The organism is Limosilactobacillus alvi (assembly GCF_016900115.1).
Lineage (GTDB): Bacteria > Bacillota > Bacilli > Lactobacillales > Lactobacillaceae > Limosilactobacillus > Limosilactobacillus alvi.
On the sequence record NZ_JACJJQ010000015.1, the window covers coordinates 17,385 to 38,722 of the forward strand.

At 45.7% G+C, this 21,338-nt stretch carries 19 protein-coding genes and 1 pseudogene; 14 read left to right on the forward strand and 6 right to left on the reverse strand.

Translation table 11 applies throughout. The features are described 5' to 3' along the window. Nucleotides 1-22 precede the first annotated feature (22 nt). The 6 genes from purL to purD all read left to right on the forward strand — a co-directional run bounded on the left by purL (nt 23) and on the right by purD (nt 8,291). Nucleotides 23-2,251: a phosphoribosylformylglycinamidine synthase subunit PurL gene (purL, locus tag H5993_RS04425; protein WP_204776385.1), complete on the forward strand. Its 2,229-nt coding sequence runs from the start codon at nt 23-25 to the stop codon at nt 2,249-2,251. Continuing rightward, the gene (gene purF, locus H5993_RS04430; RefSeq protein WP_204776386.1) at nt 2,227-3,690 is read left to right on the forward strand and encodes an amidophosphoribosyltransferase; all 1,464 of its coding nucleotides are present in this window, start codon (nt 2,227-2,229) and stop codon (nt 3,688-3,690) included. The genes purL and purF overlap by 25 nt, the downstream gene beginning before the upstream one ends. Continuing rightward, the gene (gene purM, locus H5993_RS04435; protein WP_204776387.1) at nt 3,687-4,721 is read left to right on the forward strand and encodes a phosphoribosylformylglycinamidine cyclo-ligase; all 1,035 of its coding nucleotides are present in this window, start codon (nt 3,687-3,689) and stop codon (nt 4,719-4,721) included. The genes purF and purM overlap by 4 nt, the downstream gene beginning before the upstream one ends. A 23-nt stretch (nt 4,722-4,744) precedes the next feature. After that, nucleotides 4,745-5,323, forward strand: a complete 579-nt coding sequence (gene purN, locus H5993_RS04440) for a phosphoribosylglycinamide formyltransferase (protein WP_204776388.1) — start codon at nt 4,745-4,747, stop codon at nt 5,321-5,323. Further along, nucleotides 5,323-6,855, forward strand: coding sequence for a bifunctional phosphoribosylaminoimidazolecarboxamide formyltransferase/IMP cyclohydrolase (purH, locus tag H5993_RS04445; RefSeq protein WP_204776389.1), 1,533 nt, complete (start codon nt 5,323-5,325; stop codon nt 6,853-6,855). The genes purN and purH overlap by 1 nt, the downstream gene beginning before the upstream one ends. A 179-nt stretch (nt 6,856-7,034) precedes the next feature. After that, a complete protein-coding gene (purD, locus tag H5993_RS04450; protein WP_204776390.1) occupies nt 7,035-8,291 on the forward strand; it encodes a phosphoribosylamine--glycine ligase in 1,257 nt (418 codons plus the stop codon). A gap of 92 nt (nt 8,292-8,383) precedes the next feature. On the opposite strand, the pseudogene H5993_RS09700 reads toward purD, so the two are convergent. Continuing rightward, nucleotides 8,384-8,524 (reverse strand): annotated as a pseudogene (locus H5993_RS09700) (hypothetical protein); the annotation flags it as partial. Between the two features lie 520 nt (nt 8,525-9,044). Between H5993_RS09700 and H5993_RS04460 the strand changes: the two are divergent. Beyond that, the gene (locus H5993_RS04460) at nt 9,045-9,596 is read left to right on the forward strand and encodes a L,D-transpeptidase (protein ID WP_428980929.1); all 552 of its coding nucleotides are present in this window, start codon (nt 9,045-9,047) and stop codon (nt 9,594-9,596) included. A 124-nt stretch (nt 9,597-9,720) separates the two neighbouring features. Here the strand turns inward: H5993_RS04460 and H5993_RS04465 are convergent, their stop codons facing one another. Next, entirely contained in the window at nt 9,721-9,960 is a 240-nt protein-coding gene (locus H5993_RS04465) for a hypothetical protein (protein ID WP_204776393.1), read from the reverse strand. Between the two features lie 195 nt (nt 9,961-10,155). Between H5993_RS04465 and H5993_RS04470 the strand changes: the two genes are divergently transcribed. After that, complete coding sequence (locus H5993_RS04470) at nt 10,156-11,391, forward strand: D-alanyl-D-alanine carboxypeptidase family protein (RefSeq protein ID WP_204776394.1); 1,236 nt, start codon at nt 10,156-10,158, stop codon at nt 11,389-11,391. A 66-nt stretch (nt 11,392-11,457) separates the two neighbouring features. On the opposite strand, the gene H5993_RS04475 is transcribed toward H5993_RS04470, so the two are convergent. Both H5993_RS04475 and H5993_RS04480 read right to left on the reverse strand, forming a co-directional pair. Beyond that, a complete protein-coding gene (locus H5993_RS04475) occupies nt 11,458-12,075 on the reverse strand; it encodes a carbonic anhydrase family protein (RefSeq protein WP_204776395.1) in 618 nt (205 codons plus the stop codon). Nucleotides 12,076-12,308: 233 nt separating this feature from the next. Further along, a complete protein-coding gene (locus tag H5993_RS04480; protein WP_204776396.1) occupies nt 12,309-13,814 on the reverse strand; it encodes a DUF2325 domain-containing protein in 1,506 nt (501 codons plus the stop codon). 186 nt (nt 13,815-14,000) lie between these two features. Here H5993_RS04480 and H5993_RS04485 point away from each other — a divergent pair, with 186 nt between their 5' ends. The 6 genes from H5993_RS04485 to H5993_RS04510 all read left to right on the forward strand — a co-directional run bounded on the left by H5993_RS04485 (nt 14,001) and on the right by H5993_RS04510 (nt 19,377). Then, nucleotides 14,001-14,405, forward strand: coding sequence for a phosphate-starvation-inducible protein PsiE (locus tag H5993_RS04485; RefSeq protein WP_204776397.1), 405 nt, complete (start codon nt 14,001-14,003; stop codon nt 14,403-14,405). A 365-nt stretch (nt 14,406-14,770) separates the two neighbouring features. Continuing rightward, nucleotides 14,771-15,466, forward strand: coding sequence for a 2,3-diphosphoglycerate-dependent phosphoglycerate mutase (locus H5993_RS04490; protein WP_180870766.1), 696 nt, complete (start codon nt 14,771-14,773; stop codon nt 15,464-15,466). A gap of 187 nt (nt 15,467-15,653) precedes the next feature. After that, nucleotides 15,654-16,634, forward strand: coding sequence for a hypothetical protein (locus tag H5993_RS04495; RefSeq protein WP_204776398.1), 981 nt, complete (start codon nt 15,654-15,656; stop codon nt 16,632-16,634). Between the two features lie 168 nt (nt 16,635-16,802). Further along, a complete protein-coding gene (locus tag H5993_RS04500) occupies nt 16,803-17,180 on the forward strand; it encodes a cupredoxin domain-containing protein (RefSeq protein ID WP_180870763.1) in 378 nt (125 codons plus the stop codon). 14 nt (nt 17,181-17,194) lie between these two features. Continuing rightward, nucleotides 17,195-17,455: a cupredoxin domain-containing protein gene (locus H5993_RS04505; protein ID WP_204776399.1), complete on the forward strand. Its 261-nt coding sequence runs from the start codon at nt 17,195-17,197 to the stop codon at nt 17,453-17,455. Continuing rightward, a complete protein-coding gene (locus H5993_RS04510; RefSeq protein ID WP_204776400.1) occupies nt 17,455-19,377 on the forward strand; it encodes a copper-translocating P-type ATPase in 1,923 nt (640 codons plus the stop codon). Before H5993_RS04505 ends, H5993_RS04510 begins: the two co-directional genes overlap by 1 nt. 465 nt (nt 19,378-19,842) lie before the next feature. Here H5993_RS04510 and H5993_RS04515 read toward each other — a convergent pair whose 3' ends face one another. Both H5993_RS04515 and H5993_RS04520 read right to left on the reverse strand, forming a co-directional pair. Continuing rightward, the gene (locus H5993_RS04515) at nt 19,843-20,340 is read right to left on the reverse strand and encodes an acyl-CoA thioesterase (RefSeq protein WP_204776401.1); all 498 of its coding nucleotides are present in this window, start codon (nt 20,338-20,340) and stop codon (nt 19,843-19,845) included. A gap of 18 nt (nt 20,341-20,358) precedes the next feature. Next, nucleotides 20,359-20,835, reverse strand: coding sequence for a nucleoside 2-deoxyribosyltransferase (locus H5993_RS04520; protein ID WP_204776402.1), 477 nt, complete (start codon nt 20,833-20,835; stop codon nt 20,359-20,361). Nucleotides 20,836-21,338: the final 503 nt, after the last annotated feature.

Genomic DNA, 21,338 nt, shown 5'->3' on the forward strand with positions numbered 1-21,338 from the left:
TCAAGGGAGACGGAGGAAGATCATGAAAGCAGCAATGACACCGGAAGAAATTAAAGCCCAAAAGCCTTACTTGGACTGGAGTTTATCCGAACGCGAATACAACTACATTAGTGAAAAACTCCTGGGTCGGTTACCTAACTACACCGAAACGGGTTTGTACTCGGCCATGTGGAGTGAACACTGTTCATATAAGAAATCAAAGCCGGTTTTGCGGCTTTTCCCGAACAAGAACGCCCGGGTTTTACAAGGCCCTGGTGAAGGGGCCGGGGTTGTCGACATTGATGATGGCCAAGCGGTTGTTTTCAAGGCCGAAAGTCATAACCACCCGTCAACGGTTGAACCGTACCAAGGGGCAGCCACTGGGGTTGGGGGGATCCTGCGGGATATTTTCTCCATGGGGGCGCGGCCAATTGCTTCCTTAGATTCCCTCCACTTTGGTGAACTTGATAACCCCACGATGAGGATGAAAGTCCAAAACACCGTTAAGGGGATTGGGGACTATGGTAACTGCATGGGGATTCCAACGGTGGCTGGGGAAACCACCTTTGATCCTTGTTACTCCGGGAATCTCTTAGTTAACGCCATGAGTGTTGGCCTGATGAACCAAAAGGATCTCCAAAAAGGGACGGCCAACGGAATTGGCAACGCCGTGATGTATGTTGGTGCTAAAACTGGTCGGGACGGGATCCACGGAGCCACCTTTGCCTCTGCCGATTTCTCCGATGAAAATGCTACTCAACGGTCAGCGGTGCAAGTTGGGGATCCTTTTATGGAAAAGCTTCTGATGGAAGCCTGCTTAGAGTTAATTGAAAAGCATCCCGATTGGTTAGTCGGGATCCAAGATATGGGGGCGGCCGGAATTGTTTCTTCTAGTGCTGAAATGGCCTCGGAAGGGCAGGCCGGAATGGACTTAGACCTTGATCTTGTTCCGCAACGGGAACCAAACATGTCGGCTTACGAAATTATGCTTTCGGAATCCCAAGAACGGATGCTTCTCTGTGTGGTTAAGGGACACGAAGCGGATGTCAAAAAGATCTTTGACTTCTACGATCTTGAAGCCGTCACGATTGGTCGGATCACGGCAGGTCACAACTATGTCCTTCACCATGATGGCCAAGTTGTTTGTGACATCCCAGTTTCCACTTTAACTGATGATGTTTTAGAAGAAGCAAGTGAAGAACGGGAACCCGCTCGGCTTCAAGCTGCCAAAGCCCAACCCGCTTGGCAACCAACAATTCTGAATGCGGAAGCAACTCTTCGGCAACTCTTGGCTCAAAGTACGATTGCGGATAAATCAGCTTTCTACCAACAATATGATTCCCAGGTACGGACCTCAACCGTCTTTGGCCCTGGTTCCGATGCTGGGGTGATCCGGGTCCGGGGAACTAAGAAGGGCTTAGCCATGACGACCGATGGGAACGGCCGCTTTGTTTACCTTGATCCAGAAATTGGCGGAAAGTTAGCACTGACCGAAGCCGTTACTAACATCATTGCCACCGGCGCTCAACCCCTTGCCATCACCGACTGTTTAAACTACGGTGATCCGAACGACCCGGAAATCTTCTGGGAACTTCACCACTCCGTAATGGGGATGGCCGAAGCGTGCCGGGTTTACGATACGCCTGTCATTTCCGGGAATGTTTCCTTATATAACGAAAATAACGGCCAAGCCATTCACCCAACACCAATGGTCGGAATGGTTGGTTTGATTAAAGATATTAACCATGTGATTCCTTCCTTTGCCCAAAATGCGGGTGATCAAGTTTATCTTGTGGGTCAAACGGGGAACGACTTTGCTGGTTCTGAACTGCAAAAGCTGATGCTTGGTGACATTAGCGGGGCCTTGAACGATATCGACTTAACTCAAGTCCAAGCTTATAGCCAACGCCTTTTGCGGGAAATGCAAGCTGGCCATGTTGCTTCAGCCCACGATTTAGCTGAAGGGGGCTTGGCAGTTGGCTTAGCCGAAACCTTATTTAACACTGATTTGGGGATGAACCTCGACTTAACCCACCTAACCGCCGCCCAACTTTTCGCCGAAACTGGTGGCCGGTTTATTGTTACCGTTCCAGCTGAAGCTACGCCTGATTTTGAAGCTGCCATGGGTTCAGATGCCCAAAAGGTTGGGGAAGTAACTGCCAGTCACTGGCTCCAAGCCCGTTATCAAGGTGGCGAACTAAACGCTGCAGTGGCAGAATTACAAACAGTTTGGAAGGAGGCTATTCCATGCCAGCTGAAGTCAAAAGCTTAAATGAAGAGTGCGGCGTCTTCGGGGTATTTGGCGCCCCCGACGCCAACCATTTAACTTACCTTGGCCTGCATACCCTCCAACACCGGGGCCAAGAGGGGGCCGGGATTGTTACTACGGATGGACAAGAAATGTACCAATACCGTAACCGGGGGCTACTAGCCCACGTTTTTCGGAACCAAGCCGATCTCGATGGCTTAGTTGGTGAAGCCGCCATTGGTCACGTTCGCTATGCGACAGCCGGTCGGCAAACTTTAGCTAACGTCCAACCCTTCCTCTTTAATTTTCACGATGGCGATGTTGCCTTAGCTCACAACGGAAACTTAACTAATGCGGTTACCCTCCGGCGGCAACTGGAAGATGAAGGCGCCGTCTTCCAATCCGACTCGGATTCCGAAATTTTAATTCACTTAATCCGTAAGCATATTAAGGCAGGCTTCATTCCGGCGCTAAAGCAAAGCCTGAATGAAGTTCATGGAGGGTTTGCCTTCCTCTTACTCCAAAAGGATCGCTTAATTGCGGCTTTAGACCCGAATGGGTTGCGGCCCTTAGTGATTGGCCAAATGGAAAATGGCGCTTATGTGATTGCCAGTGAATCTTGTGCCTTAGATATTGTTGGGGCCAAGTTAATTCGGGATGTTCAACCCGGGGAAATAATTATTGTTGACCGGGATGGCCTCCATACTGATCGCTTTACGGACAAGACCCAGTTGGCAATTTGTTCAATGGAATTTGTTTACTTTGCCCGGCCGGACTCAATTATCCATGGAGTGACTGTTCACAATGCCCGCAAACAAATGGGACGGCTTTTAGCACAAGAACACCCTGTGGATGCCGACATTGTAATTGGGGTGCCCAATTCATCGCTTTCGGCGGCTTCTGGGTACGCTGAAGGAAGTGGCTTACCCTATGAAATGGGCTTGATTAAGAGCCAATACGTTGCCCGGTCCTTTATCCAACCAACGCAAGCCTTACGGGAACGGGCCGTGGCCCTAAAGCTTTCGGCTGTGCGGGGGGTCGTCGCCGGTAAGCGAGTAGCTGTGGTGGATGACTCCATCGTCCGGGGAACGACTTCCCAAAAGATCGTTAAAATGCTTCGCGATGCGGGGGCTAAGGAAGTTCACCTTCTAATTGCTTCCCCACCATTCCGCTTCCCATGTTTCTACGGGATTGATATTTCAACCCGGTCCGAATTAATGGCGGCTCATTATTCGGTTGAAGAAATGCGGAAAAAGATTGGGGCTGATTCGCTCAACTTCCTGAGCGTGGAAAATTTGGTGAAGGCGATTAACTTACCTGATACCGGGGATGCGCCATATCAAGGATTGACGGTTGCTTACTTTAACGGTGATTATCCAACGCCACTCTATGATTACGAAGCCAGCTACCTAGCTTCTTTCAATGCCCAAGAACAACGGATGCGAAAGGAACAACTCAAATGAATCGTTATCAAGCCGCCGGTGTTGATGTAAATGCCGGTTACGAAATGGTCAAAAAGATTAAAGCGGACGTGGCTTCCACCAAGCGGCCCGGTGTAATGGGTGGAATTGGTAGTTTTGGTGGCCTCTTTGATTTAGGAAGCTTGAACTACCGCCATCCGGTGTTAGTGGCTGGAACTGACGGGGTCGGGACCAAATTAATGATTGCCCAGGCCCTAAACCAGCCGGCCACGGTTGGAATTGACTTGGTTGCCATGTGTGCCAACGATGTCTTGGCCCAAGGAGCGGAACCGCTTTTCTTCTTGGATTACATTGCCACGGGGAAAAATGAACCAACCAAAATGGCAGCCCTAGTCCAAGGAGTCGCCGAAGGTTGTCGCCAAGCCGGCTGTGCCCTAATCGGGGGTGAAACGGCCGAAATGCCTGATATGTATGCGATCGAAGAATATGATTTAGCGGGGACTTTAACCGGGGTGGCAGAAAAAGGTCAGCTGCTAGATGGTAGTCAAGTCAGTGCTGGGGATATCTTGATTGGTTTGCCATCTAGTGGGATCCATTCCAATGGTTTTTCCCTCGTCCGCCAAATCGTGAAGGAAGCTGGCTTACAGTATACCGATCACGTTGACCAACTGGGTGATCAAACCTTGGGAGAAGCTTTATTAACCCCGACTAAGATTTACGTTAAGCCGGTGTTACCACTAGTTAAAGCTGGGTTAGTCCACGGAATTGCCCACATTACCGGGGGTGGTTTACCAGAAAACCTGCCACGGATGTATGGGGATGAGCTGCAAGCTGTGGTGGACCCGGCCAAATGGGAGCGGCCCGTAATCTTTGATTGGTTAATTAAAACCGGCCACTTGAACCGAGAAGATGTCTTTGGGACCTTTAACATGGGGCTAGGTTTGATCTTAGCGGTAAAGCCGGATCAAGTAGCTACCGTTCAAGCCCAGTTGACCAAGCAAGGAGAAACAAACTTTGTTGTTGGGAAAATTCAATCTCGCCCAGCAGATGCGGATAAATTACAAATTCTGTAGTCTAAATAATAGAAAGGAAAAAGATGCGAGTTGCAGTTTTAGCGTCCGGTAACGGGACCAATTTCCAGGTCATTGCCGAACATTATCAGAATCATGATTTGCCAGGGGAGTTGGCCCTCCTCTTTTGTAACCACCCAACGGCGCCGGTAATGCAACGGGCGGAAAAGTTCAACGTTCCCGCCGAAGCCTTTACGGTTAAAGACTGTGGTAGTAAAGAAGCTTATGAAGCCCGCCTGCTAAAGCTTTTGCAGGCTTACCGGATTGATTTTATTACCCTGGCTGGCTACTTACGGGTGGTTGGGTCAACGATTCTGGCAGCCTTTCCGAACCGGATTGTTAATTTGCATCCGGCTTTATTACCGAAGTACCCAGGCTTACATTCGATTGAACGGGCTTTTGATGCAGGCGAAAAGGAAACCGGGGTAACGGTGCATTATATCGATGCCGGTCTGGACTCTGGTCCCATCATTGCTCAACGTACGGTACCAATTTTGCCAACGGATACCGTTGAAAGTCTGGAAACGCGGGTACATGAAGTTGAACATCAACTTTACCCAACTGTTTTGAAACAAGTATTAACGTCATTGGAGGAGGAAAACTAATGCGTGCCTTAGTAAGTGTATCGGATAAGACTGGTTTAGTTCCATTTGTACAAGGATTAGTAGCGGCGGGCTTTGAAATTGTCTCAACTGGTGGGACCAAGCGGGTGCTGGATGAAGCTGGTGTCCCAACGATTGGAATTGAAGAAGTAACCGGCTTTCCAGAAATTTTAGATGGCCGAGTTAAGACTCTTCATCCCAAGGTCCATGCCGGCTTACTGGCCCGGCGGAACCGGGAAGATGATATGGCTACCTTGGCGGAAAAGCACATCACCCCAATTGACCTGGTTTGTGTTAACCTTTACCCATTTAAGGAAACGATTGAAGACCAAACTAAGGACTTAGCCGATGCGATTGAAAATATTGATATCGGTGGTCCTTCGATGATCCGGGCAGCGGCCAAGAACTACCAAGACGTCACAGTTGTGGTTGACAATGCCGATTATGACCGGGTTTTGGCTGCGATTAAAGAAGATGGTCACACGAGCTTGGCCCTCCGGGCGGACCTAATGGCCAAGGCCTTCCGCCACACGGCTGCTTACGATGCCGTAATTGCCAACTACTTGACTAAGCGCTTGGCAACCACTGAAGCCCAAAGTTTAACCTTGACCTTTGATAAGGAAGCAACTTTGCGTTACGGGGAAAACAGTCACCAAAAGGCTACCCTTTACCGGGATGCGGTGCCAACAACCAACTTCTCTCTCCTGCAAGCAAAGCAACTTCATGGTAAGCAACTTTCCTACAACAACATTAAAGACGCTGATGCCGCAATGCGGACGATCCGGGAATTTAGTGAACCAACCGTCGTAGCGATGAAGCACATGAACCCATGTGGAATTGGGACGGGTGAAACCCTTGAAACTGCTTGGGACCGGGCTTACAAGGCCGACTCCGTTTCAATCTTTGGTGGAGTAATCGCCCTTAACCGACCGGTTGACTTAGCAACGGCGGAAAAGATGCACCAAATCTTCTTGGAAATCATCATTGCCCCAAGCTTTGATGATGACGCTTTGGCCGTCTTGGAAAAGAAGAAGAACGTCCGCTTGCTCCAAGTTGACTTTGATGCTCCAGAAGAACCGGAACCAGAACTCGTTTCCGTGATGGGGGGCCTCTTAGTTCAAGACGAAGACGTCTTACCAGAAAAGACTATCGACTGGACGGTTGCGACCGAAGTTCAACCAACCAAGGAACAACTAGCGGCAATGATGTTTGCTTGGCGCGCCGTTAAGCACGTCAAGTCCAACGCCATCGTAGTTGCTAATGGTGAACGGACCCTTGGAGTGGGGGCCGGTCAACCAAACCGGATTGACTCCTTGAAGATCGCCGTTAAGCACGCCGGTGAAGATGTCAAAGGGGCTGTGATGGCTTCTGATGCCTTCTTCCCATTTGATGACTGTGTTAAGTTCGCCGCTGAACACGGGATCAAGGCCATTGTCCAACCCGGTGGTTCCATCCGTGACCAAGAATCCATCGATGCTGCCAATGCCGCCGGGATTGCCATGGCCTTTACCGGAGTACGGCATTTTAGACATTAGCAAAAAGCACTTTGCCGGGAATTTGCGATGATAAGCGAAAAGAACCGTGAAGCCAGGTTTAAGGTGCTACTTTGATTGAGAGTATGATTCATAAGTGGAGCTAGATTACGTAAGATGTAACGGCGAACAGGAGTAATACCTATGATCCGCAAACCATCTAATATCAGAAAGGAAAGATCATGAGCGAAGGGAAAAATGTCTTAGTTATTGGTTCCGGCGGCCGGGAATTTGCGATTGCCAAGGCCCTCAAACAAAGTGAACATGTCAATCATGTTTACTGTGCTCCGGGCAACGTTGGGATGCCAACAGTCGGGGTGGAACCAGTTGCCATTGCAGAAAATGACTTTGCTACTTTGATTAAGTTTGCTAAAGAACATCAAGTTACTTGGACCTTTGTGGGCCCAGAAACGGCTTTGGTCGATGGCATTGTTGACGAATTTCACCAAGCGGGATTAAAGATCTTTGGTCCTGATGCTCGGGCGGCCCAATTAGAAGGCTCGAAGGACTACGCCTTGAACTTTATGCAACAAGCTAAGGTACCAACGGCTAAGCATACGACTTATGATCAATTAAACGCGGCCCGCGACGGGTTGGACCAATATGGCTTCCCAGTGGTAATTAAAGCAAACGGTCTTGAAGGGGGCAAAGGGGTCGTGATTGCGCCTGATCAAGCAAGTGCAGCCGTAACCCTTACCCAAATGTTTCAAACCGGGCAAACCCGGGTAGTCTTAGAAGAATGCTTGCAAGGACCGGAATACTCTCTCTTTGTCCTCATTGAAAATGGTCAATACCGGATCTTGCCAATGGCCCAGGACCATAAGCGGGCTTATGATCAAGATAAGGGTCCCAATACGGGAGGAATGGGAGCTTACAGTCCGCTTCCACAATTGGCGGATGCCGATTATCAACGGATGATTGATGAAGTCGTTAAGCCGACAGTAAAGGGCCTCGTTGATGGTGGTTATCATTACCACGGAATTTTGTACATTGGCTTAATGTTGACGGCGGCTGGTCCGAAGGTGATTGAATATAATGTTCGCCTTGGGGATCCTGAAACCCAAGTGATTTTGCCGCGGTTAAAGACGGATCTCTTTGAATTGGTGGATGCCTGCTTGAACGATGAGGAACTCCCCCAAGTTGAAGTGCATGAACAAGCAGTTTTGGGGGTCGTTCTAGCGGCTAAGGGCTATCCAACTAATCCGGTTCACGGTCAAAATCTAGGAACTTTCCCGGCCAAACCGGGAATCACCATTGACTATGCGAACGTGACTGGTGACTTAACTAAGCTCACTGGGGCTGGCGGACGCCTACTAATGGTAATTAGTGAAGCTAATGATTTAAAGATCGCCCAAGCGAATGTTTACACCTACCTTAACCAATTAAATGTACCGGAGTGTGAATACCGACATGATATTGGGGATAAGGCATTAAAATAAACAGCTGAGCTTTTTAGAGCGAACTTAAAAATAGTAATAATAAAAAGTGCTAGAAACCGACGTTTTCAGTAACGTGGCTTCTGGTACTTTTTTTAAGTTGCTTCACCTGATTGGAGGCAACCACTTGCAAAGTAAGTATACCAGTAGTTTGCATAATCACCACGTACTGGTTGGTAGGCGACCGCAGGATGCTCAAAGTTAGCATTGAAAATCATCGCTAGGTTATATACTGATTGAGTACCCTTATGTACTGACTAGTGGTCATTGAGGTATTAGCAGTAATCAAAGCGTTATTGTGAATAATTGTCGGATTTGCATCATTGACTAAAAACGAATCATTTTTAGCTAACCGCCTGTGCGCTAGGAGTTGATTCACTATTAGCTGGATTTGAATTTGCCTGAGCATTAGCGTTGATAAGGAAAAGGGCAGTCGGAGCTATTAACGCAGTCATAAAGTTCCATTTTAACAAGAAATCAGATCCTTTGTTTAAGATTGAAAGAGCTCTCACAGTGACTATAATAGTTTTTAGTTGAGAAACGTCAATACTTTTTACATCTTTTCACAATTTTTTTAATAATATCCGGTAACATGTGTTGATTATAGGCAACGATGAGTTAAACTGAAAGTTGTTTATAAGGAAAAAGATTCGCAGAGGGATGCAGATAATGAGTAAGAAAATCAGAATCTTCTATTGGTGCTTTTTTGCGACTGTCCTAATTACTTGCTTTAATCTAGAACGAAATCGGCTTCACATGAAAGTAGATGCCAATGTTCGCCAGGTAAAGGTCACCACTGCTAGCGCACTACCCGCATCATCGGCGCATATGCGGACGCCAATTGATTGGCGTAAGTCTTCGGAAACGGTGTCCTATCCAGATTTGAGTAAAGTTAAAAACTTCTGGATTAAGGTGAGCTTAAAACAAAATCGAACTTACTTATACGATGGCAATAAGCTAATTTATACGATGTATAGTACTGGTGGTATGTATAAAAAGAATCCGCAAACTGGAAAACTAGAAAGTATGACCCCAACCGGAACTTTCTATGCCCAAGCGGAACGAGGAACTTCGTTTTTCAATAGTTCCCTCAATGAAGGGGCAAACTACTATGTTTCGTGGAAGAATCATGGGGTTTACCTTTTCCATAGTGTTCCTACCAAGGCCGGTGGAGCTTATAACGTAAAAGAGGCTGATAAACTGGGGAAGTCGACTGGTTCACATGGTTGTATCCGCCTGTCGATTCCGGATGCAAAATGGATGTCGGCTAATTTACCAGTGGGAACTAAAATTGTGATTGAGAACTAAGTGACCGCGACTTAGGGGAAACTTGGTTACTTACGTTGGTATAGTTTTTAAACGATATTTGGAGCAAAAAAGCGACTGGGAAGAAAATTTGAAAACTCTCCAGTCGCTTAGGTTGTTTAATTTATTAATCATCTGGACTTAAGTAATCTAGCAAGGCCTTAAAAAAGAGGCAGACGTTTAGCACGATAAAAAGCCGAAAGAAGATCCCAGCAGGGACAATGCGCAAATGGTGGTAAATCAAGTGAAAACAGTCATAGATTAGGATGATTAAAATGTAGAGCAAGTTAGCCCGAAAAATATCCTTTGACCACTTATGATTGATTGTGTATTGCCAAATTTGATCAAGCCATTCTTTAATCATCATTAAGCTCCTAACTGTAGAGAATATTTGCTAAAACAATTGCGGCTAAGGCAAAGCCGATGGCAGAAAGGTAGGCATCACGCAAATTTTCACGCATTTAAAATTCACCATTCTTTCGTAATTATTGGTTTCGGTTGAATATATTACACGTTTTGAAATTTTTTTCAAGTTATCATCAAAGTGAGTGGGAATATAATTATGAAACGCTTTATTAAGTTTATGACAGTAATACTAGTAACAGTTTTGGTTAGTACCATTCCAGCCAACGCTTGCGCTGCTGAGCAAACCAATTTTTTCAATGCGAAGGCCTCGCTAATTGCAGATGCTAAATCGGGGCAGGTCATTTATGAACAAAATGCGAAGCAAAAATTGCCGGTCGCTTCAATTAGTAAGCTATTAACGGTAATGGTGATTGCCGATGAAGTACGAGATGGTCAATTAAAGTGGACCCAACCGATTAAGATTTCACCAGCCGTGGGCAAAATTTCCAATAATTCAGAATACTCAAGTATTGGCTTGCAGACTGGCAAGTCATATCCACTGAACCAACTGGTGGCGGTGGCCCTTGTTAAATCGGCTGATGGGGCGACCTTAGCCTTAGCGGGAGCAGCAGCAGATAGCACTGCTAGTTTTAACCAAAGAATGCAAAAGAAGGCCCGCCAAATTGGGGTGAAGGATGCCACGATTGTTAATGCTGTTGGTCTCCGTAACGGGGATTTACTTAAGAGTCAACGGGTGGCCGGAGTGGCAAATAAAGCTGAAAATACAATGTCTGCCCGAGATGTGGCTAAGATTGCCACTTACTTTGTAAATCATTATCCGCACTTGGTCGAAATTGCTGGCTTAACTTCAACTACGATCCAAGCAACGAATGGCAAAACTAAGACGGTGAAGACCATTAATAAACTTCTAACTGGTGGTTATGCCGTTAATGGGGTTCAATACTTAGGTTTAAAGACCGGGACTTCTGATAAGGCGGGGGCTTGTTTAGTTTCAGCCGCTAAGTATCAAGGCCGGACCTTAATCACCGTAGTTTTACATGCCAACGGCGGGAATGATGATCGCTTCACCCAAACCCAAAAGATGTATCAAGCCTTAGTTGATGAGTATGGTGCTCCCCAACAATTGCACTTGACCAAGCGCTATCAGACGATTCCGATAAAACATGGTCTACCCCTGAAAGTTAGGGTGGCTGCTCCGGCATTAAAAATTTGGATCCGGGGTGATGCTAAGGCACCTTATCACGCCAAAGTTGATCTTAAAAATTCCCTTGCTAAAAATGGAAACTTGCTAGCACCAATAAAAAAGGGAACGACGATCGGAACGATTACGGTTAAGCCTAAGGGGATGGCGAGCTTAAACTCCTATGGCTTAAAAGCACCATTAGTTACTCAACAGACCGTTAACCATGCTAGTTGGTTAAAGATCTGTTGAGTAACTAATGGTTCATTAAAATAAAAGCTGCTACTCTAGGCTCTGATCTTAGCGTAACAGCTTATTTTATTGGTAAAGGGTGATTTTCGTTTCTTGTAAGATTGGTTGGCAAACCCGGTGATTTTCAGGGAACGTTACGTGTAATTGACTAAGACTAGCTGGGGTGATGGTTACTGGCATCGTTAAAACGAGCCATTGGACGTTGGGACTTAGCGGTGGGGTAGTTAAAGAACCGACATAGGCAAAGTAAGGACTTGGAGAGGTAAAAAGTTGATTCAGGTCAGCACTCGTTGCCGTTTCAGCTAGTACTTTAGTCAAGTCAAAGCCAGCGGGATTAACTTCGCCAAACCGAGCCAAGACGAGATTTTCACCGTTGGGACCTTGGAAGACAAAGTGCATTTCCATGGCGTGGGCCTTACCCTTAATAAGGTGTTCGCTCCCGTCGTGGAAGTGAACTCGTTGGAATTGATAAGTCGTGCCATGCCAAGTTAAAGTTCCCGTGCCGTAAAATTGATCCCCGTGAACTTGCATATCTTTTTTCAGCGGGGGAGTCCCGGTAAAGTTGATCGTAATTGGTACCTCACTGCGGGCTTCTGATGATATTGAAGTAGGGAGGTCGATTGGTGATTGTTGGCTCTTCGGTCCATCCCAGCTAGCTTGCTTTGCATAATCTAGATATTCCATTGTGAAAACCTCATTCATTAGCCTTAATAATTAAATTATAGCATGTTTTTGTTAACGATTTCACTAAAAATATTTAGCAAGTGGTCAAATGTTGTCTTTGACGTAGCTATAATGAGGAAACGCACTAAACTGCAACCAGTCTTCCATTAAATTTGGCGCTTCAAGTAAGGAGCTGATCGCCGACCTAGTTAACGTTTTTCGGATTGTCGCCCCAACCTAAAAGAACTTGATTACTACTGGTTAGCTATCCCTACTGTATCAGCGGGAAAACCATTGGCAGCGCGGTAGAGAGCATCTTCAAATTGACCCATTGAGATTGTGTTAGCAACCGCAAAGTTAAAGCCAAATTGTTGCTGGAAGTCGTTGACGGCTTTGGAAGCCCCGTGGTGGGCCTTACTCTTTACTAAGATAACAATATCAGCGGACTTCAACTTATTCTTTAAGTAAGCCTTTTGAGTCTTAAAGCTATCGACGATGGTTGGTTGTCCGCCGTAAAGGCGAATCATTTGTTCATAGCTTTCGTGTTCTTGACGGTTACCAACTAAAACAGCGACGGTTTGCCCACTTAGATCAATGCCGGGGTAACGTTTCTCGGTTGGTTGACTGGCAGTAGCTTCCAACTTTTTACTTGGACTTGTCTTTTTAGCTGGGGCTTTAGCTGCGGCTTTTTCTTCTTCCGTCGGATAAGTCCACCGAATCCGCATGGAATCAGGATCATCAGTGAACCAAGCAAGTTGGACAATCGAACCCTTCCCAGCAACGAGGTTATCTTCGGGGAGTAAGAAAGCGTACTTCTTCCCGTCAACCATTAATGGTTCGTTGTTAGAATTAAAGGTGACCCGGAGATGACGCTTGTGCTTTTGAACGACCCCAAAGTCAAAGGTTTGAATCTTGGCGGCGTCATCAAATTTAAGGTCGCCGAGGTGATCAATTGTCCGGATGACTTTGTGAATAAAGATATCGTTGGGCCGAATATCAGCTTTAACAATTGATCCGGATTGCAGGTTAAACTTCCGCACCATTGTTTCACTGATATGACCAGCTTCTTGTCCATTTTCAGTTAACAGGTCGGCCCCGACGAGTTGCCGTTGAATAACGTATTGGCTCTTTTGGCTACTGAATGGGGCTCGCGGTTGCTTTGGTTGGGTTTCTGCTAAGGCTTCCGTCATTGGGTTGGAAGTTTCAACGGGAGTCGGGGTAGTTGGGGTTGGCTTAACTTCCTTTGCTTGTGGCTTGGGCGCTGGTTGGCTTGGCTTAACTTGGTTTTTAATTGTCATAAAGTTAGCCTTCAGTTGGTTTAACCGGGGTTGCAAAGCCCTTTGATCTGCTTCAGAAAGATACTTTAGTAGTTTTGTCATTTGATTATCAAGGTGATCAAACTTGACAGCGGCGGTTTTGGGTTGGTTAACTAAACCTTGTAAAACTGATTCCAGGCCCTTAATTTTATTTAGGGCATCGTATTGGTGTCCAGTTAAGGGAACCTTCGTTGCTGAAGCTGGCTTAACCGGGGTTGGCTTAACATGGCTAAGGTTAATTTCCGGGTTAGTCCGTTCAACATGGCGCTTAATTTTGAAGTGCCGCGGTTGGTTAGTAGAGTGCTTGCTTTCGTGGTGGGGATGTTCACCAGCAGTAATTAAGTTTAAAGCTGCTTGGAGAATTTGTTGCCCCCGGATAAGTTCAGCGGGGGTATCACCGATATTTTCTAGGATCGTCATTAAGTCTTGACGGTAATCGTACATCTTCTCTTCCTCCTTTTTGGGTATCATAACAATGATAACAGGTTTTAAGGTCCAGAGGTAGTGAGGAAACCTGCTTGATGCCTTGAGTTGCTGTGTAATTGAAAGAAATTGTCTAAAAGTTCTAACCGGAAAATCATGGTTGAATTAAAAGAAGACGCATATAATAGTAGAAAATGGGGTGAAAACATGAAAAAATTCTATCAGTGGGCCGATAAAACGGGAGCCCTCTTGCAAGTTTTAAGTCTGATCTGTATTTCTTTGTTGGGGTTGGCTTTGGTCTATTTTATGGTCGATGAATTAATTGCGGTGGTAAAAATAAGCACGATCACAACAGACACTGACTACTACAATCTCCTAGAAGGGGTCGTAACCTTCTTCCTCTTTTTCGAATTTGTCGCAATGGTAATTAATATTCTGCGGAACGGTGGTCATATTTCCGTTAATTTTTTGCTTGGTTTAGGCATTACTGCCCTCGTCCGGTGGCTAATTACCGAACACGAAAAGTCCCTTGACGACTTGATCGTTTCCCTCGCTGTCCTTGCCCTTGTCGTTAGTACAATTCTTTTGGCGAAATTTGTCCATGAAGATTAACGGGCTGTGCCCGGAATGGTCTGGAGCCAAATGTAAGGCGGTCAGTTCAATTCGAAGACGATTTTCTAATAGAACCAGATTAGATGTAGGCGTCCGCATTCCTAGAAAATTGGGGTTAAATTTAGTTGCTTGCGCCAAAATGACTCCCGCTAGCGCGATAGATGCTACGCAAGTTGCACAAGATCTCAGATCTGTACGGAGTCAAAATCCAGATTTGCCCAGATTTTAGTTTGATTTTCCGAAAATAAATGAAAATTTTCACTAACCACCCGGCTTGCCCTTGGCAAGGAAGGTAATCTGATTTAAAATGATTGAGTATGGTGAATTTAACCGAGTTATCTTAAGAAGAAAGAGGTCAATTGAACATGGCTAAATTAGTTTTGATTCGTCACGGACAAAGTGAATGGAACCTTTCTAACCAATTTACTGGTTGGGTCGATGTCGACTTAAGCGAAAAAGGGGTTGCCCAAGCTAAGGCCGCTGGGAAGGCATTGAAGGAACACGGAATTGAATTTGATTACGCCTACACTTCAGTTTTGAAGCGGGCAATCAAGACCCTTCACTACGCTTTGGAAGGTTGCGACCAACTTTGGATTCCTGAATTCAAGACTTGGCGTTTGAACGAACGTCACTACGGTGCTCTTCAAGGCCACAACAAGAAGAAGGCGGCTGAAAAGTACGGGGACGAACAAGTTCACATCTGGCGTCGTTCATACGATGTTTTGCCTCCATTGTTGAGTGCTGATGACGAAGGTTCAGCTGCTAAGGATCGTCGTTACGCTAACTTGGACCCACGGGCTATTCCTGGTGGTGAAAACTTGAAGGTTACTTTGGAACGGGTTATTCCTTTATGGGAAGACGAAATTGCGCCAAAGCTTTTGGATGGTAAGAACGTTATCATCGCAGCCCACGGTAACTCATTACGGGCACTTTCCAAGTACATCGAACAAATTTCAGACGAAGACATCATGAACCTTGAAATGGCAACGGGCCAACCAGTGGTTTACGACTTCGATGAAAAGTTAAACGTTTTGAGCAAGGAAAAGTACGAAATTGACTAGTAGTCGGTAAGGTGAAACATCCAAGATTACGGCAAAAAGCGAGAAGAAGCGCAGCATTCTTCTCGCTTTTTGCATTCCTAAAGAAGACTTATTTAAGCTTTGTTTAAGAGCGTGCTCTTTTGTGATAGATTTGGTATCATGGAAAACATGTAAGATCTGAAAAAAGAGAATGTTGGGAGGAATTTGATTGAAACTTTTTAATCGGGGGCAAGCGTCTAAATTTAATTCAACCGCCAAGCTTGACGGTATTAGCATTAAGGATTTCGCTAAGAGCCTCAAGGGCATGGTTAGTCGGAAGGAATACATGATGACAATGTGGCCCTTTGCCGGCTACTTTATTATTTGGTTAGCCTTAACTGGGCTGGGCCTTTACTTTGCCTACATGATGTTGGCTTCCTTATCAATGAGTTTGATGTACATCATGTACGGGATGATGTCGATGACGTCATTACTCTTCACCTTATTAGAATTTCTGGTGGTACTCTTCTTAGTTGCTGCGGTTGGTTTTCTTTTCATGTGCTTGGTGGTGGCCGTTCAATTTGGTTACCAAGACCGGATTAACGACGAAAACAAGCAATTGACGCCAAGTTCAATCTGGCAACGGTTTAAGCACACCCGGAAGAATCAACTGTTACGGTTATGCTTATACAGTGGCTTATTCATCTTTTTATGGCAGTTACCATTAAGGGTTGTTGCAACGATCTGGGCTTCTAATAAGATTGTAGTGATAACTTGCCAAATCATTAACTACGTCATCGTGATTTGGAAGGGACTACAATATTCCCAAGCCGTTTATCTTTACCGTTACAAGCAACCAGCTTTCTTGGGACAATCCATGCGTCATGCTTTAACGGTAAGCAAACGGTACATGGCTGGCTTTAAGTTTAACCTCTTGTTGGTTGGAATCCTCTTTGCCTACTTACCAGTCCTAGTATGGGGGGCCTTAACCGGGGGCTTGGCTTACTACGGGGAATACACAGCAACCAACCCCTTAATTTGGATTGGCGCGGTGCTCTTCGTGCTTGGCTACGCGGTGATGATGCCATACTTAACCATGGTTTCCGCCCTTTACTTTGAAAAGACGAAGGCTAAGATCAAGGTTGATGGTCTTTACGAGGATACCTTTAAGCCGGTTGAAGAATTGACAGGCGAAGCTTTCAAAGATTAATTATTAAGTTTGACCGCTAACGAGGTTTAAAGCCTAGTTGGCGGTCTTTTATTGTCTTAGACTAGGGTAAAACCCTAATTTAAGCAATTATCGTTGACAAACGTAAACTGTAGGCTATACTAAGAATTGTAGCAAGATTTACGATTGTAAACGAAAGGTGGATTTGAGATGGCACATGGGTTAGCGATTGGAATTGGAATAATATTAGTAGCCTTTATCCTGTGGTGGTTCTTCGGGAAGCATCAAGTATCAACGGCGGAAGCAACGGTGGTTGAAGGCGCAAAGAAGCAAACTGCTGATGTCTTAGTCGACGGGGGTTACAAGCCAGAAGTCGTAACCTTAAAGCAAGGGGTTCCGGCTACGTTGAAGTTTACCCGGAAGGACCCATCAACTTGTTTGGACCGGGTCGTTTTCCCGGAATGGGGAATTAACCGTCCCCTTCCCGAAGGCAAGACCGAAGAAATTAAGATTGACACCTCCCAAGCCGGTGAATTTGAATGGGCTTGTGGCATGGATATGTTCCATGGAAAGGTAATTGTAAAATAAAGGAGGAATATATTATGGCTAAGCAAACAATTATTGTCGACGGTGGATACCAACCAAATACAGTGACTTTCAAGCAAGGAAAACCAGCTGAATTAACCTTTAAACGGGTTAGTGATCGGGGATGCGTCCAAGTCGTTCAATCTAAGGACCTTGGTTTTAAAAAAGAATTACCCCTTAACGAAGAAGTTACCTTTAATATTGATACTAGCAAGCCTGGCGAATACGGCTTTGCTTGTGGAATGGATATGGTGAAAGGAAAAGTGGTGGTGGAATAATGACGGTTTTAACCCGCTTTATTATTTCGGTCGTTTTATCCTTACCGCTACTTGCTAACATGATCTTGATGCCCTTTGGTGGGCACCTACCTGGTGGGGAGTGGACCCAATTAGTCTTAACCACATTGATTATGTTGATTTCCGCGAAGCCCTTTATCCATACTTCTTGGGCTGCCTTCAAAAATCACCATGCTAATATGGACACCTTAGTGGCAATCGGGACGACAACTGCCTATGTTTATAGTCTCTTTGCGATGGCAACGAACCGGCCGGTTTTCTTTGAGAGTGCTGCTTTTGTGACGACCTTTGTCCTGTTAGGCCAAGTCTTTGAAGAGCGGATGCGGAATAATGCCTCTGATGCAGTAGCAAAGCTGGGGAATTTGCAGGCAAAAGCAGCCACGGTCATCAAGGATGGTCAACCAATCCGGATACCCCTAGCAGAAGTTCAAGTCGGGGATTTAATCCAGGTTAAACCGGGAGAAAAAATTGCTGTCGATGGGACCGTCGTTGACGGAACTTCGACCGTTAATGAAGCCATGGTAACGGGGGAAAGTATGCCAGTGACCAAGCAAGCTGGCGACAAGGTAATTGGGGCAACCATCAACCAGACCGGGACGTTAACCTTTAAGGCGGACAAGGTCGGTGATGATACCCTTTTAGCTCAAATTGTGGAACTAGTTAAGAAGGCCCAAAATAGTCACGCTCCAATTCAAAAGTTAACCGACCAAGTATCAGATATCTTTGTGCCGGTTGTCTTAATCGTTGCCATTTTAACTTTTGAAATTTGGTACAATTTCCTTCACGTTAGTTTTGCGACGGCATTAATTTACGCCGTGGCCGTAGTGGTCATTGCCTGTCCATGTGCCCTGGGGCTAGCGACCCCCACGGCCTTGATGGTTGGAACGGGGCGAAGTGCCAAGCTCGGGATTCTGATTAAAAACGGGGATGTCTTAGAAGCAGTTAATCGGGTTAAGACGGTGGCCTTTGATAAAACCGGGACGATTACCACTGGTCAACCCCAAGTGGTTGATGTGATTGGGGATCGGCAAGTGGTTCTTGGCTTAGCCGCTACTTTGGAAGCTAAGTCGGAACATCCGTTAGCGCAAGCAATTTTAGCCGCCAACGATCGGTCAAGCGACTTAACGGTGACTAATTTTCAAGCTATTCAAGGTCAAGGAGTTACCGGGACGGTTAATGGTCAACCTACCTGGGTCGGGAGCCCAACCTTAATGGCCCAACCTTTCCCGGAAAAGTGGCAATCAGAAATGGACCGGCTAACCGGGGAAGCCAAAACGGTAGTTGCCGTTGGTCAAGGTGATCAGGTCTTAGGATTAATCGCCATCCAAGATACCCCCAAGGTAACTTCAAAAGCAGCCATTGCGGATCTAAAGCAACTTGGTCTCTCCACGGTAATGGTAACCGGGGATAACCAAGCCGTCGCTGAAGCCATCGCCAAGGAAGTCGGGATTGACCGGGTGGTGGCCAATGTCCTACCAGCAGATAAAGCCGCCGTAGTTGAAGACCTGCAAAAGCAAGGCTCAGTAGCTTTTGTGGGGGATGGAATTAACGATGCGCCCGCCTTAACCACCGCTGATGTTGGGATTGCGATGGGTTCTGGGACTGATATCGCGATTGATGCTGGAGGAATTGTCCTGGTTAAAAATGATCTTCGGGATGTCCCATTAGCCATTGAATTGAGCAAGAAGACCTTTAACCGGATTAAGCTTAACCTCTTCTGGGCCTTTATCTACAATGTGATTGGCCTACCAATCGCTGCTGGCCTCTTTGTTGGGGTCGGCCTCGCCTTAAGCCCTGAACTTGCGGGATTAGCGATGGCCTTTTCCTCCCTTTCGGTTGTAACTAGTTCAGTGCTCTTGAACCGGACTCCTCTGAAGACAGAGCGCCAAGTTGTGATGAATTAGCAGCGGGCGGGAATGGCCGCAGTTATTGAGTAACATCCAGAAATGAAAGAGGTTGGGAAAAAAGCTCCTTGACGGCCTGGTTGGGATAAGAAGAACGAAGGTTGATTCATTAGAATCGGCCTTTCGTTCGCACTTATCCGCTAAGGCCGTGCTTTGGAGCGAACCAGCCAACTGGTTTGGCGTTTGTGAGCCCATGCAAGGCTGAATCGGTTGGTGCGACCGCCAGGGAAGCAACTGCCATTCAGCTACTGCTTTGACCTTAGTTACTGAGTAACATTCGGGGATGAAAGAAAGACTGGGAAGAAACGCGCGTTTCTTCCCAGTCTTTCGGCTTTTACTTGTCTTTGCTCCCTGTCCCCGGAGGAGATTATGATGTAAAAAACTCGGCCGGGTTTGGAGCAGTGATAAGGTTGGATGTTTATCGAAGCGCCAAACTCAGCCGAGCTAGAGTGGGTAAATTTTTACCTAATCAAGGGCAATATGATCTTTCAAGGTTTGATTGGCGACTTGGTTTAGCTTTCGCTTAGCCAAGCGTTCATGATAAGTACTAATTAGGTAGTTTTCTTCATCATTCGCCCCAACGAGCTCAAATTCTGGGAAGGTGAAATCCTTATCGACAACGACATAGGTGTTAAAACCGGTATAACCTAAGAATTGTTCGCCAGTTTGGAGGCTTTGTCCAGTTACCTTAACGAAGACCTCGGCGGAACGGTTTCCCAGTCCAGTTAAGTAGGCCGTCATCTTTAAGGCGTCGTGCAGTTGGAAGGGGTGGTAAAAATGTATATCTTCCATGCCCACGGTAGCCACTTTTTTTAAGGAAAGGTGGGAGGCGATGATTGATGGTTCAGCATCCACAATTTCAAGCAGCCGCCCGCCAAAAAGGGTTTGGTGTTCATTTAAGTCACGGTTTAAAATCCGGTGAGTTGTAATTACGCGGTGATCATGTACATTATATTTAGTCATTGCAAATCCTCCTGTTATTTAGAAGACTTTCATATCTGTCCAATGGGTCGGTAAGTTATTGAAGTCATAGCTGGCTAAACCAGCGGCGATCTTGTTTCCAGTAAACATGGCGGTATGTGAACGAGCTAGCATCAAATTTAATTCATTATCGGGATGAAATTGTACTAAGACTACGGGGATGTTCCAAGCCCAAGCAGCGCCAACTTCAAAAATGGTGCCGCTATCTGGTTCGTAATTTTGTTCTTCGTATTTGTAGTCAGTGATTGCGACCACCACGTCTGCTTTTTTAACTTGGCGCATGTCAGTGCTAAAAACGGCATCTTGCCAATCGCGGGAACCAAATGCTAAATTTTCTTCTTGATGTTCTTGTGGATTATAAATTCCTTCCGGATCAATCGTAGGATTCTTTTTAAGGGCGGTAATTACTTTTTCAATTCGTGTTTTTTGTTCCGACGAGAAAAACGGACTCGCTAGGTAAACCTTGTTTTGATACATTTTTATCATTCCTTTTATTTGTTCTTGTTTCCATTATAGTAAATTCTTGCTTATTATCACCACCCACTGGTCAAAAAATTAAAATTGTTAATGGTTAACCCAATCGTAAAGAAAGGGGTTGCAAAAATCTTGCGGTGGTAAAACTTTTAAAAAGGCCTTGCGTAAAAGATGATGTGCGTGTATAGTATTTAATCGTTGTCACCGCGATAAAACGTTACGCGTTTGGTGATCAACACAAGATTGTTAAAACTTCTTGTTGACAAGGAGTTGACAGTTTGGTAATATATAAGAGTTGTCGCTGAGCGATGATTTAAGAATATTTCGAAAAAGTTCTTGACAAGATCTTGAGTGATTTGATATAATAAATAAGTCGCTGACTTATAGCGAACAACGGTAGACCTTTGAAAACTGAATAAAGTTTCGACAAATCAAATGTGTAGGGTCCTTGATCTTAATGATCGAGGCAAAACATTTGCGAAGTCAATTCGCTTAATTTATTTTTG

Coding starts and splice junctions, on each gene's coding strand:
- purL (WP_204776385.1), top strand. CDS start 23: ATGAAAGCAGCAATGACACCGGAAGAAATTAAAGCCCAAAAGCCTTAC.
- purF (WP_204776386.1), top strand. CDS start 2,227: ATGCCAGCTGAAGTCAAAAGCTTAAATGAAGAGTGCGGCGTCTTCGGG.
- purM (WP_204776387.1), top strand. CDS start 3,687: ATGAATCGTTATCAAGCCGCCGGTGTTGATGTAAATGCCGGTTACGAA.
- purN (WP_204776388.1), top strand. CDS start 4,745: ATGCGAGTTGCAGTTTTAGCGTCCGGTAACGGGACCAATTTCCAGGTC.
- purH (WP_204776389.1), top strand. CDS start 5,323: ATGCGTGCCTTAGTAAGTGTATCGGATAAGACTGGTTTAGTTCCATTT.
- purD (WP_204776390.1), top strand. CDS start 7,035: ATGAGCGAAGGGAAAAATGTCTTAGTTATTGGTTCCGGCGGCCGGGAA.
- H5993_RS04460 (WP_428980929.1), top strand. CDS start 9,045: ATGAAAGTAGATGCCAATGTTCGCCAGGTAAAGGTCACCACTGCTAGC.
- H5993_RS04465 (WP_204776393.1), bottom strand. CDS start 9,960: ATGATGATTAAAGAATGGCTTGATCAAATTTGGCAATACACAATCAAT.
- H5993_RS04470 (WP_204776394.1), top strand. CDS start 10,156: ATGAAACGCTTTATTAAGTTTATGACAGTAATACTAGTAACAGTTTTG.
- H5993_RS04475 (WP_204776395.1), bottom strand. CDS start 12,075: ATGGAATATCTAGATTATGCAAAGCAAGCTAGCTGGGATGGACCGAAG.
- H5993_RS04480 (WP_204776396.1), bottom strand. CDS start 13,814: ATGTACGATTACCGTCAAGACTTAATGACGATCCTAGAAAATATCGGT.
- H5993_RS04485 (WP_204776397.1), top strand. CDS start 14,001: ATGAAAAAATTCTATCAGTGGGCCGATAAAACGGGAGCCCTCTTGCAA.
- H5993_RS04490 (WP_180870766.1), top strand. CDS start 14,771: ATGGCTAAATTAGTTTTGATTCGTCACGGACAAAGTGAATGGAACCTT.
- H5993_RS04500 (WP_180870763.1), top strand. CDS start 16,803: ATGGCACATGGGTTAGCGATTGGAATTGGAATAATATTAGTAGCCTTT.
- H5993_RS04505 (WP_204776399.1), top strand. CDS start 17,195: ATGGCTAAGCAAACAATTATTGTCGACGGTGGATACCAACCAAATACA.
- H5993_RS04510 (WP_204776400.1), top strand. CDS start 17,455: ATGACGGTTTTAACCCGCTTTATTATTTCGGTCGTTTTATCCTTACCG.
- H5993_RS04515 (WP_204776401.1), bottom strand. CDS start 20,340: ATGACTAAATATAATGTACATGATCACCGCGTAATTACAACTCACCGG.
- H5993_RS04520 (WP_204776402.1), bottom strand. CDS start 20,835: ATGTATCAAAACAAGGTTTACCTAGCGAGTCCGTTTTTCTCGTCGGAA.